At 49.9% G+C, this 16,791-nt stretch carries 11 protein-coding genes; 6 read left to right on the forward strand and 5 right to left on the reverse strand.

Annotated features, from left to right (window positions below; genetic code table 11):
* Positions 1-108 precede the first annotated feature (108 nt).
* Genes AC1S52_RS18400 through AC1S52_RS18410 form a run of 3 tightly spaced genes read right to left on the reverse strand, consistent with a single transcriptional unit; the run spans position 109 to position 3,193 of the window.
* Positions 109-612 (reverse strand): TniQ family protein, encoded by a 504-nt coding sequence (locus tag AC1S52_RS18400; RefSeq protein ID WP_482030498.1) that lies wholly within the window; start codon positions 610-612, stop codon positions 109-111.
* Positions 612-1,442, reverse strand: a complete 831-nt coding sequence (locus AC1S52_RS18405; RefSeq protein WP_482030499.1) for a TniB family NTP-binding protein — start codon at positions 1,440-1,442, stop codon at positions 612-614. Before AC1S52_RS18405 ends, AC1S52_RS18400 begins: the two co-directional genes overlap by 1 nt.
* Positions 1,443-1,444: 2 nt before the next feature.
* Positions 1,445-3,193: a transposase gene (locus tag AC1S52_RS18410; protein WP_482030500.1), complete on the reverse strand. Its 1,749-nt coding sequence runs from the start codon at positions 3,191-3,193 to the stop codon at positions 1,445-1,447.
* Between the two features lie 416 nt (positions 3,194-3,609).
* On the opposite strand from AC1S52_RS18410, the gene AC1S52_RS18415 reads away from it, so the two are divergent.
* From AC1S52_RS18415 to AC1S52_RS18440, 6 genes are all read left to right on the forward strand, one after another.
* Positions 3,610-6,492, forward strand: coding sequence for a CHAT domain-containing protein (locus AC1S52_RS18415; protein ID WP_482030501.1), 2,883 nt, complete (start codon positions 3,610-3,612; stop codon positions 6,490-6,492).
* 83 nt (positions 6,493-6,575) lie between these two features.
* Complete coding sequence (locus AC1S52_RS18420) at positions 6,576-7,976, forward strand: hypothetical protein (protein ID WP_482030502.1); 1,401 nt, start codon at positions 6,576-6,578, stop codon at positions 7,974-7,976.
* 48 nt (positions 7,977-8,024) lie between these two features.
* Complete coding sequence (locus AC1S52_RS18425) at positions 8,025-9,419, forward strand: DUF1822 family protein (protein ID WP_482030503.1); 1,395 nt, start codon at positions 8,025-8,027, stop codon at positions 9,417-9,419.
* Positions 9,420-9,625: 206 nt separating this feature from the next.
* Entirely contained in the window at positions 9,626-12,094 is a 2,469-nt protein-coding gene (locus AC1S52_RS18430; RefSeq protein ID WP_482030504.1) for a CHASE2 domain-containing protein, read from the forward strand.
* A 28-nt stretch (positions 12,095-12,122) separates the two neighbouring features.
* Positions 12,123-12,785 (forward strand): hypothetical protein, encoded by a 663-nt coding sequence (locus AC1S52_RS18435; RefSeq protein WP_482030505.1) that lies wholly within the window; start codon positions 12,123-12,125, stop codon positions 12,783-12,785.
* A gap of 214 nt (positions 12,786-12,999) precedes the next feature.
* On the forward strand, positions 13,000-15,903 hold the full coding sequence (locus AC1S52_RS18440) for a CHAT domain-containing tetratricopeptide repeat protein (protein ID WP_482030506.1): 2,904 nt from the start codon (positions 13,000-13,002) through the stop codon (positions 15,901-15,903).
* A 128-nt stretch (positions 15,904-16,031) separates the two neighbouring features.
* Here AC1S52_RS18440 and AC1S52_RS18445 read toward each other — a convergent pair whose 3' ends face one another.
* Positions 16,032-16,604 (reverse strand): Uma2 family endonuclease, encoded by a 573-nt coding sequence (locus AC1S52_RS18445; protein ID WP_482030507.1) that lies wholly within the window; start codon positions 16,602-16,604, stop codon positions 16,032-16,034.
* 12 nt (positions 16,605-16,616) lie between these two features.
* Entirely contained in the window at positions 16,617-16,787 is a 171-nt protein-coding gene (locus AC1S52_RS18450; protein WP_482030508.1) for a hypothetical protein, read from the reverse strand.
* Between the last annotated feature and the right edge of the window lie 4 nt (positions 16,788-16,791).

The raw sequence follows: 16,791 nt of genomic DNA on the forward strand, positions 1-16,791 counted from the left end.
TGGAGACCAGTTGGGAGATCGTTGTTGGAACTGCAATGAGCCAATTCCTTCCCTCAAATTCTGCTTCTGTCCTTACTGTGGTAAAGCCTATAGAAAAATTCAACCAACCTAACCGAGCTTTTGCCTCTTAGCCATTTCGGAAAACGGTGTCCGGCATCGGTGACAAGCACCTTCTTCCCAAACCGCAGGCATTTTGAAGGGTGCCTCGCATTCAGGGCATTTTGATAAAAGCTTGAGTTGGTGGCGATCGCACTTCCAAACTGACTTGTATTGCCACTCCATCCGATGGCAAGGTGTTTCTCCATAACACTCCCCACATAACCGAATCGGAGTCCATTGCATCCCAACTCCCTTGGGCGGCAGCATTTCTGTAAGTCGCTCTGCACTGACTCCAACAACTTTCGCCAACGCTTCAAACTCTTTTGCGCTGGGAGGTGGGTTCAAATGAAATCGTTCCCAACGGGCAACCACTGCCCCAATTCCTGCTAACTGTCCCAATCCGCTGGGAGTCAAATGGTTATGCTGGCGAAAGCGCCCTAGAAAATGACTCAAGCTCTCACCCTCATAAGGTTCGATTTGAAATAGCCAGGGCTGAATTCCTGAATCGACCATTACTTGTACTCTCTTGCGACTTCCTCAAGGATTTTCTTTTCCACTTTCTTGTAACCAGACGAGAGCGATCGAATGGCTGCTTCTCGTAAGATCTCGTCCATCCGCCCGACATAACCCTCTGTACCTGTTGTCAAAATTCGCAGCATTTCCTTACTGGTTAAGTTAGAGGCAACAGGGAGTTGCAATACTTTCTGTTCCCACAGGGCAACCGTTCTCTTAAAGTCCTCACCAGACAACTTGCCAAAGCGATGACAGGCACGAAAACGGTTATAGACCTGCTCATCGCACTTAATGACGGCATCCAGACGATCAGTGCCCACTAAAACCACTGAAATTGCCAATTTGTCGTAAATATCTCGCACATCGGCAAAGGTTTCGGGTTTGAGGCGATCGGCTTCATCAATAATCAGGATTTCCACTTCACAAGCCTGTAAGATTTCCATTGCCCTGCCGCGAAAGTCGGATATTGTCCCCTTAGTTGCCCGATGCTTCAGGAACTCAATGATTTCCTTGAATAAGTCCTTTGCCCCACACTTCTGAGGTGGCTGGATATAAACTACTGGAACAGTGGGCTTCTTGCCTGTTTCCTGCTGAGGCTTGTTGCGATAGAAATATGCCTCACAAGCGACTGATTTACCCGTTCTGGATTCCCCCACTATGCGGCAGGATTGTCTTGACTTACGCTTGCCATCCAACCAGGTGTGCAGTTTGCTGACCTGCTCAAGTGGCATGATGTTTTTTTTGCGGAGTCGATTAATCTCAGCCTGTAATTCGGCTTCAGTTGGTTGAAACTCACCCAATACGGCTGCCCATTCCTGTGCTTGTGTCATACCTACCAGCCACCTCTCAGGTCATCAAAATCGATTGGAGCAAAGGCTTCAGCTTCCAACTCAAACTCTATTTCTGGTTCAGCCTCCGTCACTTCTGGATCAGGTAGTTGGACGTTCACCTTTTCCACCACTTTCTCAGGCTGCGATCGCGCCAGCTTTTGTTCTTCCTTTTGCCGATCCTTACGGCTTTTTTTCTTAGTAATCAGGGCATCTCGTTCTAAAGCATCCTGCAAAATAGTCTCATTGCTGAGTACCTTTCCTGCCTGACGCAATCGGCGGCTGCTAGCTTTCGCTTCTTCCAATGACAGTTGCTCAGTTTCCAATCCCTGAGCATAGGCACGAGTCAGAAATACTTCTCGCCGATCTTCCTGACGGTAAACCAGAACGGTTGTAATATCTGTCGGATCAAATCTGAGCGATACTGTTTCCCCAGCGTATCCAGCCAGGTATTCACCGCGATACATCAGGTTCTCAAATTGAAGGTAGCCTCCCCGTTGAACACTCCGACGGGCTGCTTTCATCAAGCAAATATCCAGTTGCCGTTCATCAATCACATCAGGGACATTGGGTAATCCAGCTTCCCACCGTTGAAAGCGGGTTTGATCCCCCATCCGAGCATCAATCCCTGGGTTGTAGCGATGACAAATAAACTGGACAATTCGTTGCTCCAGCTCTCGCAGGGTCAAACTGGCATCTTTCTCGGCATCTTTTGGACGTTCCTGCACGTTTGAGCCAGTGTATCCAGGGAGCGTGGAAAACAATTGGTCATTCAACGTTCTGAAAGGGCGTTCAACGATTCCCCCCTCAGAGGGGCGATCGCGCAGGTGGCAGACAAAACCTAAATCTGACGCAATTTGCTGCACATGGTTCGAGCGGAAATCCTTGCCACCATCGGTGTAAAAGTGCTGGGGTTTACCGTAGGTGCCCCACTCACACTCCAATGGGTATTCTGCTCCATATTTCTTAGGCAGAATGGCATGACGAAGCGCTAATGCCACTATCTGGGAACTGGGAGAATCAAACCCCAGGTTGATTCCCATAATGCAACGGGAGTAGGAATCAATTACTGTTGTTAACCAGGGACGAGCAAGCAGTTCTCCATACTGGTCAACCAGGAGGACATCCACGCGAGTATGATCGCATTGCCAGACATGGTTACTGTATTCAACAGAAATATCTTTGCCATCACGGGTCTTAACGGATAGGGTTGACCCCCGCCACCCTGGGCTACGGATACTTTTAGCCTTTGCTTGTCTCTCAATCATAGGCTCCAAGACCCGCAAGACAGTTCTATAGTGAGGCGGCTTCTCATCTTTGATTTCACGGGCTTTTGCCTGAACCCTCACAGCCACCTGCTTTGGTGCCATGCGTTTGCTACCCTTGTTGCCCTCTTTGTAGGTCTTGATGATGAAATTTTCCCAGAAAGCACTAATTCGGTGCTTGCCCTTGTCAGCTCTGGAATCCTTCACAATTGCCGCCAGCCCCTTTTGCTCCCACCGTTTGACCAATCGCTGCACCGATCGCACCGAGATACCTAATTTTTCGGCGGCATCCCTCAGTTTTTCTCCGTAACTGGTGCGATCGCACGGTTCAGTCAGAGTTTGGATGACCTCTAACTTGAGTTGAGCCTCGGCAGGAATTTCGCTGATAATAGTGCCGGATTCTGTTGGTTCAGTCGGCTCAGTCTTTTGCAGCAGAGCAGCAGTAGAATCAGTTGGCAATGGGGTAGTTTGAGTGGAGGAGTCCAGCATATAAGTACTCTCGTACTATCTACTGATAGTAATTTACCACAGCAGCAGGAAAAGCGACATCCAATTTGGCAGAAGGCTTTTTGATGGCTTATCTCTTGTTAAACACTTAACTACGCTTCAGGAAACTCTTTGAGAGATGCCGTCCACACCATTGTCTAACAATACTCAGCTAGAGATAAAAACGGTTATCCTACCAGATGACTCCACCGCCTGCGGCACCTCCCGCGCTTCGCGTCGCTGACACTAGAGCCAAGGGGAGGCTGAGAGGGGTTCAATGGGTCGAGATCGCAATTTAAAGTGGTATGACATTTAATTCGGTAGAAAGGATTAGGCGGCATGAGAGTGCATAACCTCTACCAGGGTGGGAGTGATAGAGTCTGTGAATGAACGATTTTTTGCAGACGGAGGAATTTTCCATGAGCAAGCAGCCATCTCTGAAAAAAGGGCACCTCAACCGAAAAAGCTCCCCCTTTCATCTTTTGCCGTTTGCCGTTTGCCTTTTCACTGCCCCTTTGCTCCCCATTCCCGCTCTCCGTTCGGACTTCGGCGTGAGCGCTCAGTCGAACGCTAACGCGCATGGAAGCCCACTTTCTGTCATTGCCCAGACTACTCAAGATCGCAGAGGAGAAGCAATTAAGCTGACCAATGAAGGTGCACGATTATCGCAGAAAGGAGAATTCAGGGCAGCCCTAAAAAAATATGAGCAGGCGTTGATTATTGTTCGTGAGATTCGAGAAAGACAGGGAGAGGGAGTTATTCTCAACAATATTGGCGCGGTTTACGATAACCTGGGGCAGTATCCCAAAGCATTGGAGTTCTATCAGCAAGCCCTGGCGATTCGCAAAGAAGTGGGTGATCGCAGGGGCGAAGGCACCACACTCAACAATATTGGTGAGATTTACCGCAACTTGGGGCAGTATCCCAAAGCATTGGAGTTCTATCAGCAAGCCCTGGCGACACTCCAAGAAGTGGGTGATCGCAGGGGCGAAGGCACCACACTCAACAATATTGGCGCGGTTTACCGCAACTTGGGGCAGTATCCCAAAGCATTGGAGTTCTTTCAGCAGGCATTAGCGATACGCAAAGAAGTGGGTGACCGCCCTGGCGAAGGCACCACACTCAACAATATTGGTGAGATTTACCGCAGCCTGGGGCAGTATCCCAAAGCATTGGAGTTCTATCAGCAAGCCCTGGCGATACTCAAAGAGGTGGGCGATCGTCCTGTAGAAGGCACCACACTCAACAATATTGGCGGTGTTTACGATAACCTGGGGCAGTATCCCAAAGCATTGGAGTTCTTTCAGCAGGCATTAGCGATACGCAAAGAAGTGGGTGATCGCTCTGGCGAAGGCACCACGCTCAACAATATTGGTGAGATTTACCGCAGCCTGGGGCAGTATCCCAAAGCATTGGAGTTCTATCAGCAGGCATTAGCGATACGCAAAGAAGTGGGTGATCGCTCTGGCGAAGGCACCACGCTCAACAATATTGGACTCGTTTACTATAGCCTGGGGCAGTATCCCAAAGCATTGGAGTTCTATCAGCAAGCCCTGGCGATACTCAAAGAGGTGGGCGATCGTCCTGTAGAAGGCACCACACTCAACAATATTGGTTATCTGCTGGAAGCGCAGAAGCAGCCAGAATTGGCAATTGTCTTTCTCAAGCAGTCGGTGAGTACTTATGAAGCGATTCGGGAAGAACTGCGGGCATTACCCCGTGAGCAGCAGCAATCCTACACTGAAACCGTTGCCAGCACCTATCGTGGATTAGCCGACATTTTGCTGCAACAGGATCGGGTATTGGAAGCCCAGCAGGTGTTGGATTTATTGAAAGTACAGGAACTGGAAGATTACTTGCGAAACGTGCGGGGTGGCAACCAGGAATTGATTATCCTGCGTCCTGAAGAAGAGATTTTGAACCAGTACAACGAACTGCAAAAAACAGCCATTCAACTGGGACAGGAACTCACTCAACTACGAAAAATCCCGAAAGCCAGCCGCACAGATGCCCAGCAACAGCGCATTGCTCAACTGGTGAATTTGGAGGAAGCGATTAATCAGAAGTTTAAGGGATTTATTGAGGAACCTACCATTCAAGCCAAACTGGCAGAACTCCAGCGAGTGGCACCGGGGCAAGCCGTTAGCACAGAGAGCTTTAACCGGCTGCGTAACAATCTGGAAAAACTGGGCAATGCGGTCTTACTCTACCCCCTGATTCTGGACGATCGCCTGGAACTGGTCATCACTACACCCAATTCCCCACCCCTGCGCCGCACCGTTAAGGTGAAACGGGAAGTCCTGAATCGGGCGATCGCAGACTACCGCTCTGCCCTGAAAAACCGCAGCAACGATATCAAAGTTCCTGCTCAGAAGCTTTACAACTGGTTAATCAAACCTCTAGAAGATGACCTGAAACAGGCAAATGCCCAAACCATTATTTATGCTCCAGACGGGCAACTGCGCTACATTCCCTTATCTGCTTTGCACGATGGTCAACAATGGTTGGTGCAGCGCCTGCGATTTAATAACATCACGGCTGCATCTTTGGATGAACTGAATCCCCAGCCCCCTGTACCGCTAGACATTTTGGCAGGAGCCTTTGCCAACCAGCAACTTCAATATGAATTTGCCACTCGTGCAAAGCCCCTTGCCTTCCGGGGATTACCTTTTGCCGGTAGAGAGGTGGAAAATCTGGTAGCTACGATTCCGGGCACCCGTAAGCTAGTCGATCAAGGCTTCAGCTTAGCCGCCATCAAACCGTTAATGAATGATTACGCGATCGTTCATTTCGCGACCCATGCTGCCTTTCTTCCAGGTGAACCCAAAGAATCCTTCATTGTGTTTGGTGACGGCAGTAGAGCGACGCTAGATGCCGTTGCATCCTGGACGCTGAACAATGTTGCGCTGGTTGTCTTGAGTGCCTGCGAAACTGGATTGGCACTGGATGGACAGGGACAGCTTAGCCAGCAGGATGGAAGAGAAATACTGGGATTAGGCTACCAGTTTCAACGGGCGGGAGCCAAAGCGACAATCGCCTCCCTCTGGCAGGTGGATGATGGGGGCACTCAGGTATTGATGAATGCCTTCTACGCCGCCTTAAAGCAGGGCATGACCAAAGCCCAGGCATTGCAGGAGGCACAGAAAGCCCTGATCACCGGCAATGACAGTACGGTTGGGGGCAAGCGGGCAGATGTCGAAATTGTCGATCTCCGCACCGGGCAACCCCGGACCGTGAGCGTTGATACCCTCAACCATCCCTACTACTGGGCACCCTTCATTCTGATCGGGAATGGTTTATAGCCCCAACCAGTGCAGGCTCACTGCATATGTTCTTCGCGATTGAAAGTGATGTCATTTCAGCAGACCCCTCAAATAGTCATCCCATGAGTAACCTTGCAAGATATTGGGTACTGGTAAAACTAGACAATGCAGGAAGGGCAAAACGGGAAGTCATGGTTGATGCCCAGCATTATATTCAGCAACAATTTGTCGATGGAGAAGACTCAAAAATACACTTACATATACACTCACAAATACAACGTCAATTAACTCAAATAATTAACAAGGAATTGAATCAGAATGATTTGACCACCGCTGCACTCTGCTTGCGGTGTTTTATTTCCCATCAGATCGAGCAAATTTGCATTCAATTAGAAACTCAATTTGGTCATTACTACGGCTTCACCCGGCGAGATCTGTTTCCTTTCGTGTTGGATGACGATGGGAAACCGTTCCATCCCGCTTATCAGCCCCTTTCAGTCCGGATATTGAGTCGGTTTGACCCGCATCGCGCCAGCCTTTCTACCTGGACTGCCCGATTGGTCAAACAACATCATGACCTGAATGCTTTTCTGCTGGAGCGGGGTCTGTGTCTGCTGAGCGATTGGGCAATTCTAAATGACACCACTCAGAAGAAGTTGAACCGGGTACTGACCCAATTTCATCATTTGACTGAGCAGGAAGTTCATCAGGCAAGTAGTTTGCTAGACAGTTACCATGCCGTTTACCGCCGCGATCGCATCTTGCAAGGGCAGAAAGGGCAGTGCCCAGAACCTAAAGAGCCGCAGCTAAAAGCCATCTCCGACTTGATCCAGGAAAAGACCCAACAGCCCTGTCCGCCTGCGGTTGTTCTGTCACGGTTGCACCACTTAGCCGATCGCTTACGGCAACATCGAATTTCAACTAGAGGTGGAATTCCACCAGCAAAATCCTTTGACCAACCAGAGAATGCTAGTTTGCTAGAAAGTTTGCAAACAAAGTCTAGCGATGATCAGGAGGAGCCTCAAATTGAATTTTTACAGTTTTATCGTCAGCAATTCTTGACTAGTTTAGAAACGGCATTAGAGGGTATTATGGGCGATCGCCTGCAAGCTCTAAAACCGCCTAAAGACCAGTCCTTTCTCACCGGCTTACAACTGTTTCACTGCCAGGGGCTTTCCATGTCTGATATCGCTGCCCAGATTGGATTGCAGGCACAATACCAGGTGAGCCGCCTGCTAAATCTGAAAGCGTTCCGGGCAGATATTCGCCACTCCATGCTGAATCATTTGCGGCAGTGTGTTCTGGAGAAAGCACTGAGTTATCTCACTCCTGAGCAATTAAACCACCTGGACAACCAGATTGAGACTGCTTTAAGTGAACAAATTGATGAACTGATGCAAGCAGACCAGGCGAGTGCCAAAACTCCCAAAAGCTATGTCTCCGGTAGTCTCTTTGCCAAAAGCGTTTGCCGCTACCTTGACCGCTTATTAACAAACGCTGAACAGCCAACCGTTAGCCATTAAAGCCAATTCAAATGGAGAGTCAAAAAGATGCATGAGAGGACAACCCTAATGGAACGCCCAATGGAGATTGAACCCTTATCAGAAGAAACCATTGCTTTAGGTACAGAGGTGATAGAACAGGCGATGGCATGGAGCCGCCCGATCGCAAATCCAACATTGCAATGGCAAGTCTATCTCAACTCTCTCGCTCTGTTCAGTTTTGAGCAATGGCTGAATCAGCGAGCCAGAGACGTGACGTTTGATCGAAACCGCTGCTCCAGCTTAGAGAATTTATATTCGGCGACAATTCCAGCCGTCTGTCATGTGGTTGTAAATGATTTCAAACTTTGTCTGATTGCCACAGAGAGTCAACCAGACGAAACAATTCCAATTCCCAGAGCCGCGATTGAGTTACCAGAGTTCGTAGCCCACTTTTATGTGCTTGTGGAAATCTATGAAGAACAGGCACAGGCAAAGATTCATCGGTTTTTGGGCTATGACCAACTTGTCAATCGGCTTACTTCAGTGGACGTGGAGGAAGATTGGACTTACTCCGTTCCTTTGAACTGGTTTCACTCTGGTGCAGACCAGCTATTGCTTTACTTACGATGTCTGGCACCCGCTGCTATTTCCTTACCAGCCATTCCAGGCGATCGCCGCCAAAGCATTGCTGAAATTCAACCCGAATTACTAAATTTGCTGCCTCAACTCCAATCCTCCAGTCTGCCCTGGTGGGAGGTGCTGTCCTGGAAGCAGGGAGCGGCAGTCCTGACCAGTCCTGAAATCATGGAGTGGATCGGTAGCCCGCGATCGCAGACTGAAGTTCAACAAGCACCCGAAAGCGAAGACTCGACACCAGTTAGAATTCAAAGTTTAGCAACGCTACTTCAGGCACTTACCCAGCCCATCATCAATGCCAGCAACTGGTTTCAGCATCAGTTAGATCTGGCTGCGGAGGAATTTGCCTGGATGCTCTTACCCCCTCCCGCCACTGGATCAGCCCTGCGAAATACTAGCCCTGCTGGTACACGGTTGTTCTCCCGCCGCAACGAAGCGCGATCGCCTTCAGAAGAATTAGACCTGTTGCTGCGACAGCTTGAGCGTAATGGGCTACACCTTCCTTCGGAAACGGTTGGAGCTTACCGAGACTGGGAGTGGGCAAATATTCCTCTAAGGCTGTTTGCCATTACAGGAATGCTGGCTGAAGCAGAACAATCTCCAGAATGGATGTTGCTATTAATTTTAGGGACTCAATCCGATGCTGAACTGCCGCCCGGAATAACGCTGAAAGTGGGAACTTCAACCGAAATTGTGGTTGAGCAAACCCTATCTCAACAGAATGAGAATGGTTATTTAATTGCTCAAGTCACTGGTAGCTTAAATGAAAAATTCATTGCAATCATAACCCTCTCCGATGGAACAGCCTTAACCCTACCTGCTTTTGCATTTCAACCCATCAGTTAGCTTTGAATTTTGCCTGATCACCTCACTGCAACGAAGGTGTTGCTGAATAAAGGTATGATTTCCCTCATCCCTAACCCTTCTCCCCAAGGAGAAGGGAGCTAGAGTTTCTGTTGGGAGAGGGCTAGGGTGAGGGCAGATTGACCATTCATACTCCTATTCAGCCACGCCCACTGCAACGAACTATTTTCCCAACGCTCTCCCCGCTTATGTCTTCTATCTCTGGCTTTGACCTGGATATTTCCCTAACTGGGCAGACCTGCAAATTCGAGCTGTCCTGGGGCAGAAAACAGCGGCTCGTTGCCGAGTTAACCTATCCCAATACCCTGACTAACTTCTACCAGAATTGGCAAAGTGCTTACTTGAGTTTTTATCAGTCTGCTTTACGTGCCAAATCCCAATGGAGCGGAGTTGTTACATTGCCCCCACCCGATTGGCGGGCTGAACTGGTACAGGCAGAAGCCCGATTGCTGGCAGAGTTTCACTACTGGCTCAACAGCGCAGAGTTAGTTGAAATTCGCAAAGAAATTGTCAGAGCTGCAACAGATCCAGGAGAACGAAAAGCAGTTGGTCAGAAAGATGCTGATGAACCAGTGGATGTATTTCTCACCTGCAATTCCATTGAACTGGAACGGTTACCCTGGGAAACCTGGCAGATTGGCACAGAGTTTGCCGCAACCAGGACGATTCGGATCGCTCGTGCCCCTGCCAACATCCGGGCGGAGCCAGGACAACGGCAGCAACCGGGGAAAATACGAATCCTGGCAATTTTGGGGGATGATACGGGCTTAAATTTTCAGGCAGACCGGGATGCCATTCAAATGATTTCACCACGGGCTGAGGTGGTCTTTGTGGGCTGGCAGCAGGGTCGTAGTGCAGCCAACCTGAAGGAGCGGATTTGTCAGGCAATTGCCGACGATCGCGGCTGGGATATTCTGTTCTTCGCCGGACACAGCAATGAGACTGAAATCACCGGGGGAGAACTGGCGATCGCCCCAGGAGAGTCCATTCTGCTACAGGAAATTGCGCCAAAACTCCTGATTGCCAAAGAGCGGGGATTGCAGTTTGCCATTTTCAATTCCTGCAATGGTTTAAGCATTGCCCAAATGTTGATTGACCTGGGTTTGAGCCAGGTGGCTATTATGCGAGAACCGATTCACAATCGGGTGGCACAGGAATTCTTGCTACGGTTTGTACAAAGTCTGACAGAATACCACGATGCCCATGATGCGCTGCTTTCTGCCTGTCAGTTTCTCAAGCTGGAGAAGAACCTGACCTATCCCTCGGCATATCTGGTGCCTTCCCTCTTTCGTCATCCTGATTCAGTTCCCTTTCAACTCAAACCATCTGGCTGGAAACATCGCTTAAAACAGTGGATGCCCACCAGGCGAGAAGCGATCGCCCTCTCTGCCCTTTTCTTTTTGGGCTGGCTTCCTCCAATGCAGGACTGGCTGCTAGAGCAGCGGGTCTGGATGCAGGCAATTTATCGTCAACCGATTGGATTGCCAGGAACCCCTGCGCCTCCGCCGATATTAGTTGTGCAAATTGATGATGCCTCCATTCAAAAAGATCGGATTTCCAGGGTAGAGCCGATGGATCGGGGATATATTGCCAGAGTCGTTGACCAGCTAGTTGCTTTAGATGCCAGGGTGATTGGCATTGATTTTCTATTAGATCGGCATACAGACGAAAACAACCGCCTGCAAAACTCCTTAGAGTCAGCCATTGGGCAAAGGAAGACCTGGTTTGTATTCGCGTCTCGCCAAAAGGACGGAAAGTGGGTCAGTGTTTTGCCAGAAATTGCCCAACCAACCTGGAGTTTACAGGGCGATATGTGGGTGCCCTTCTGGCATATCCGTCCCCTTCCCTGGCTGGCTTCCACTCCCCCGCCTTTCTCCTATCAGTTAGCGGTTGTCCATCGGTTAGAGGCGATCGATCTGGCGCAAACGCCCTTCGCTTCTCCGCTACCCCGCCCCAGTTTACAAAGTGCGGTAAGTCTACAAGAGCAGGTGGAAGCCTACATCCAGCAGGACGAAATTCAGCAGGACGAAAAGAACTCCTTTGAGACGGCATCCATGCGTTTACAACCGATTACAGCCTTCTCCTACCTGCTCAATCAGCGCTGGTTACAACCGATTCTAGACTTTTCAATTCCACCGACTCAGGTTTACCAGACAGTTCCAGCATGGCAGATTGTGGCAGATGGAAACGCCTGGTTACAGTTGCGTAACCTGCCTTCTTTAAGGGGCATGGTTGTCATTCTGGCTCCGGGGGGTTACGACGAGGCAGGCATTGTTGCCAGTGAAGACAATTTTCCAATCCCTGCGGCGATGGCTCACTGGCGCAAAAAACTTGCACCAACAGCGACTCAAGCCCCATTTACAGGCGGAGAAGCTCATGCTTACATGGTGCATCATTTTCTAACCAAGCATCTGGTGATTCCCATTCCCGCTCTCTGGCTGCTTCCGATCGCGGCTTTGTTGGGCAAGGGGGCAACCATCCTATTCATGCAGCAGGGACGACGCTGGTTCGTCATTGCCGTGGGACTCACCGTAGGATATGGTCTGATGAGTCTGGTTGTTTATCAATTTGCAGCCATCCTTTTACCATGGCTACTTCCTGTTGTCACAGGCTGGGTATATGTTCTTTTGTATATAACGAGAAAATACAATGCATAAATTCAAATGGATGATTTCGCTCATTCTTATGACATTAACTGTTGTTCCATTGAGCCAGTTTTCAATGGCGATCGCGGCTCCTAAACAACCAACGTCTCAACCATCCTGGAAAAATTTTTTCAATCGGCTATTTGGTGCTGGCGAACCGAAGGATCGGGGATGGGGAGGACCTGGGGGCGGCAGACCGATCGATGGGGTTTGCCTGATCTCTCCAGTGCAGTTGGAGCAGGTTTGGAATCATCAACCATTGTTCATCTGGCAGGGAGCCTGGAGTGAGATTGGAGTGCGCCTTGAGGGAAGTGAGGCTGTTTTGTGGCGACAGGTGGTAGCTGGAAACCGCAAAGATCTCAAAACTGCCCTCTATCCTGAGCAACCGTTACAACCAGGACAGAGGTATGAATGGGTATTCTATTTTGACCAGACGAAACAGAACCCGGTGTACAGTGTGCCATTCCAGATTATGGATGAGAGCGATCGCGCCCCCATTACGGCTGATTTGCAGGCTTTGAATACCCGGTTAAAAACTCAGCGAGCGAGTCAGGAAGCGATCGCTCTGCACCGTGCTAATTATTTTGCTCAACGTCAACTTTGGGCAGATGCGTTGCAAGCGGCGTACTCGGTTAACAATCCATCGGCTGAGTTGAAACAAGTCTCTGAGGAGATTGTGGCGAAACTTTGTCAGGCAAAATAAGGGTTGTGATTTTATTGCGTTGCTGGAAAGCAGTCCGAATTGGAACGAAGTCTCATTTCACACAACCTCTAATTCATACCCAGAATCTATTCCTGAACGCCACTGTGAATCGGGAACCGTGAGCCGCATTTTGCATAACCTCGAACCGACTGGGAGTGATAGATTAACGACCAGTGATTCTTTACACCAGCAGAATTTTACCATGTGCCCCCAGATGCGAAGACAGAAGATAGAAGGCAGAAGACAGAAAAATGTTTTACTGCTCCTGGTATCCCTTTCCCCATTCCTCCTCCTCCTCCCTCTCTCCTACTTTTTCCCCCTCCTCCCCGTCGCTGCCCAAACCAACCAGGACCGCCAAGCCGAGGCAGATCGCCTGCTGAACCAGGGCTTTGAACAATTTCAAACCAGCCAGTTTGAAGCGGCTTTCCAGTCCTGGCAACAGGCACTCCAAATTTACCAGGCAATCAAAGATCGACAGGGAGAGGGAGCCACCCTGGGCAGTTTGGGCAATGCTTACTATGCTCTGGGCAACTATGGCAAAGCGATTGAGTATTTGGAACAGACTTTAGCCATCGCGCGGGAAATCAAAGACCGACGGAACGAAAGTGCAGCCCTGGGCAATTTGGGCAGTGCTTACCACGCTCTGGGCAACTATGGCACAGCGATCGAGTATCACGAACAAAGTTTAGCGATCGCGCGGGAAATTCAAGACCGACAGGGGGAAGGACGAACTCTGGGCAATTTGGGCAATGCTTACTTCTCTCTGGGCAACTATAGCAAAGCAATTGAATATCACGAGCAAGGTTTAGCGATCACACGGTCAATCAAAGACCGACTGGGGGAAGGACAATCCCTGGGCAATTTGGGCAATGCTTACCGCGCTCTGGGCAACTATGGCAAAGCGATCGAGTATCACGAACAAGGTTTAGCGATCGCGCGCGAAATTAACAACCGACTGGGGGAAGGAGCAGCCCTGGGCAATTTGAGCAATGCTTACGATGCTCTGGGCAACTATGGCAAAGCGATCGAATATCAGGAACAAAGTTTAGCGATCACACGGTCAATCAAAGACCGACGGGGCGAAGGAAATGCCCTGGGCAATTTGGGCATTGCTTACTACTCTCTGGGCAACTATGGCAAAGCGATCGAGTATCACGAACAAAGTTTAGCAATTAAGCAGGAACTCAAAGATCGCCTGGGGGAAGGACAATCCCTGGGCAATTTGGGCAGTGCTTACAATGCTCTGGGCAACTATGGCAAAGCGATCGAGTATCACGAACAAAGTTTAGCGATCGCGCGGGAAATCAAAGACCGCCGGGGGGAAGGAGCATCCCTGGGCAATTTGGGCATTGCTTACTACGCTCTGGGCAACTATGGCAAAGCAATTGAGTATCAGGAACAACGGTTAGCGATCGCGCGGGAAATCAAAGACCGCTTGGGAGAAGGACAATCCTTGGGTAATTTGGGCATTGCTTACCGTGCTCTGGGCAACTATGGCAAAGCGATCGAGTATCACGAACAAAGTTTAGCGATCGCGCGCGAAATCAACAACCGGCAGGGCGAAGGATTTGCCCTGAACAACTTAGGAGGGACACTTTTCAAGTCTGGCAATCTAGCAGCGGCTGAGAAAAGTCTATTCGATGGCATTGCTGTTTGGGAATCAATCCGACAAACAGGAGTTGGCAATAATGATGCCAACAAAATCTCAATTTTTGAAACGCAAGCCCATACCTACCGCACCTTGCAGCAAGTCCTGGTAGCTTTTAACAAACCCAATGGAGCGTTGGAAATTGCCGAGCGGGGACGAGCGCGGGCGTTTGTAGAGTTGTTGGCGCAACGGATGGCAACGGATGAAACCGATAAGCAAATTGGTGATCGTAGAATTAAGCCATCCGCTTCATCAGTTTTAGAATCTGTTGCCAAACCACCCACCGTTGCCCAACTGCAACAAATCGCCAAAGCCCAAAATGCCTCCCTGGTGCAATACTCCATCATTTATGATGTTTTCAAACTTCAGGGGAAACAGGAAGCCCGTGAAGCGGAACTTTACATCTGGGTTATTGCGCCTACGGGAGACATTACCTTCCGCAAAGCCGACCTCAAACCCCTGTGGCAGCAGCAAAATATTGCCCTGGCAGATCTGGTTGAACAGAGCCGGGAGACGCTCGGTGCTAGAGGCAGGGCAGAGGTGGTGGTTTCCCTGACACCGGAACGACTGCAACAACTGCAAGCCCAACAAACCCGCAATCTGAAACAATTACACCAATTATTGATTCACCCGATCGCCGATCTGCTGCCCCCAGATCCGAATCAACGAGTCATCTTTATTCCTCAAAACGAACTCTTCCTGGTGCCCTTTCCAACTCTATTAGATGCCAACAACAAACCGTTGATTGAAAAACACACCATCCTGACCGCACCCTCGATTCAAGTGCTGGATTTAACTCGACAGCAACGGCGGGCAATTCAAAATTCAAAACTCAAAATTCAAAACTCTTTGATTGTTGGTAATCCCACCATGCCCAAGGTCGTTACGCGGGTTGGGGATAAGCCCGTGCAACTGTCTGACCTGCCAGGGGCAAAATGGGAAGCGATGGAAATTGCCGCGCTGCTCAACACCCAAGCCATAACTGGGCAACAGGCAACCAAAACGGCGATCGCCCAACAAATGCCCACGGCTCGGTTCATCCATCTGGCGACCCACGGCTTGCTGGATGACACCAAAGGCTTGGGTATACCGGGTGCGATCGCCCTGGCTCCTGCGGGTAACGGTCAACTCAACGATGGCTTACTCACCGCCGACGAAATTCTGGACATGAAGCTGAGTGCCGAACTGGTGGTTCTGAGCGCCTGCGACACGGGACGGGGGAGAATTACTGGCGATGGCGTGGTTGGATTGTCGCGATCGTTGATCACCGCAGGCGTTCCCAGCATCATCGTTTCCCTCTGGAAAGTGCCCGATGACTCTACCGCATTTCTGATGACTGAGTTTTACAAAAACTTGCAGAAATCCCCTGACAAAGCACAAGCACTGCGACAGGCAATGTTAACCGCCAGAGCCAAGTACTCCGACCCACTCCATTGGGCGGCATTCACATTGATTGGCGAAGCCGAATAGAAAAGCAAAACTGGATCAGGACTAACGCATTTTGACCAAAACCTCGGAGGCTTCAGCCACGACGTTGGTTGGATGCTGGCTGCCTGATTAAAACCTCCGAGGTTTGCGTCGTTTCTATGGACAAAAAATCAACGTCCTGCGCTTAACACCTGAGCAGCCGTTAGCTCCAACGTTGGAAATTGGGGCGAAGCCATTGCGTCATTGCCCTGGAAAACCTGTTCCTCATACATGCCATCGACCCATTCCAGGATGGTTACTTTTTGGGCGATCGGGTCTACGATCCAATACTCCGGAATGTGCCGTCCAGCGTATTCGGTGCGTTTATGACGATAATCGCGACTTTCCTGATTTGGACTCACGACTTCCACCACCAGCAATGGGGGCGGCATATTGTGAGTAATGAGGGATTGTTTGGCTCCATCCAGGGCGATCGCAGCTTCTTCAGACAACACCATTAAATCAGGTTCCCGTGCCGTAGCTCGTAATCCACTCACGGCAATCTGAGTCTTCATGGCGATCTGGTCTTCAGGAATGCCCAGTTTGACAAATTGGGTCAGCAGAAAGATAGCAATTTTAACGTTTAGTCGGCTCTCTGGCGGCATGGCAATCAGTTCCCCGTCAACCAGTTCGTAGCGGGTATCGGTGCCATCGTCATGGTTCAGGTATTCCTCAAGGGTCATGGGTTTAATCGCGATCGACATTGGGTTCACCTTTTAGTCACTGACCTCAGATGCTCCAGCCGCAAACACACTGGTGGGAGCTAGCTGCAAATTTGGCATTTCAACAATCACACCCTCGTAGAGTTCATATCGCTGTTCAGAATTCTCCGGATACCAGGCAATGAACTGTTCAAAACTGACTCGTTGGGAAACTGCTTGCACCATTGCG

Source organism: Kovacikia sp. CALU 1929, assembly GCF_056784235.1.

Bases quoted from the DNA above. Each gene is read 5' to 3' on its own strand.
- AC1S52_RS18425 (WP_482030503.1), top strand. From the start codon at position 8,025: ATGGAACGCCCAATGGAGATTGAACCCTTATCAGAAGAAACCATTGCT.
- AC1S52_RS18430 (WP_482030504.1), top strand. From the start codon at position 9,626: ATGTCTTCTATCTCTGGCTTTGACCTGGATATTTCCCTAACTGGGCAG.
- AC1S52_RS18450 (WP_482030508.1), bottom strand. From the start codon at position 16,787: ATGGTGCAAGCAGTTTCCCAACGAGTCAGTTTTGAACAGTTCATTGCC.
- AC1S52_RS18415 (WP_482030501.1), top strand. From the start codon at position 3,610: ATGAGCAAGCAGCCATCTCTGAAAAAAGGGCACCTCAACCGAAAAAGC.
- AC1S52_RS18410 (WP_482030500.1), bottom strand. From the start codon at position 3,193: ATGCTGGACTCCTCCACTCAAACTACCCCATTGCCAACTGATTCTACT.
- AC1S52_RS18400 (WP_482030498.1), bottom strand. From the start codon at position 612: ATGGTCGATTCAGGAATTCAGCCCTGGCTATTTCAAATCGAACCTTAT.
- AC1S52_RS18445 (WP_482030507.1), bottom strand. From the start codon at position 16,604: ATGTCGATCGCGATTAAACCCATGACCCTTGAGGAATACCTGAACCAT.
- AC1S52_RS18405 (WP_482030499.1), bottom strand. From the start codon at position 1,442: ATGACACAAGCACAGGAATGGGCAGCCGTATTGGGTGAGTTTCAACCA.
- AC1S52_RS18435 (WP_482030505.1), top strand. From the start codon at position 12,123: ATGACATTAACTGTTGTTCCATTGAGCCAGTTTTCAATGGCGATCGCG.
- AC1S52_RS18420 (WP_482030502.1), top strand. From the start codon at position 6,576: ATGAGTAACCTTGCAAGATATTGGGTACTGGTAAAACTAGACAATGCA.
- AC1S52_RS18440 (WP_482030506.1), top strand. From the start codon at position 13,000: ATGCGAAGACAGAAGATAGAAGGCAGAAGACAGAAAAATGTTTTACTG.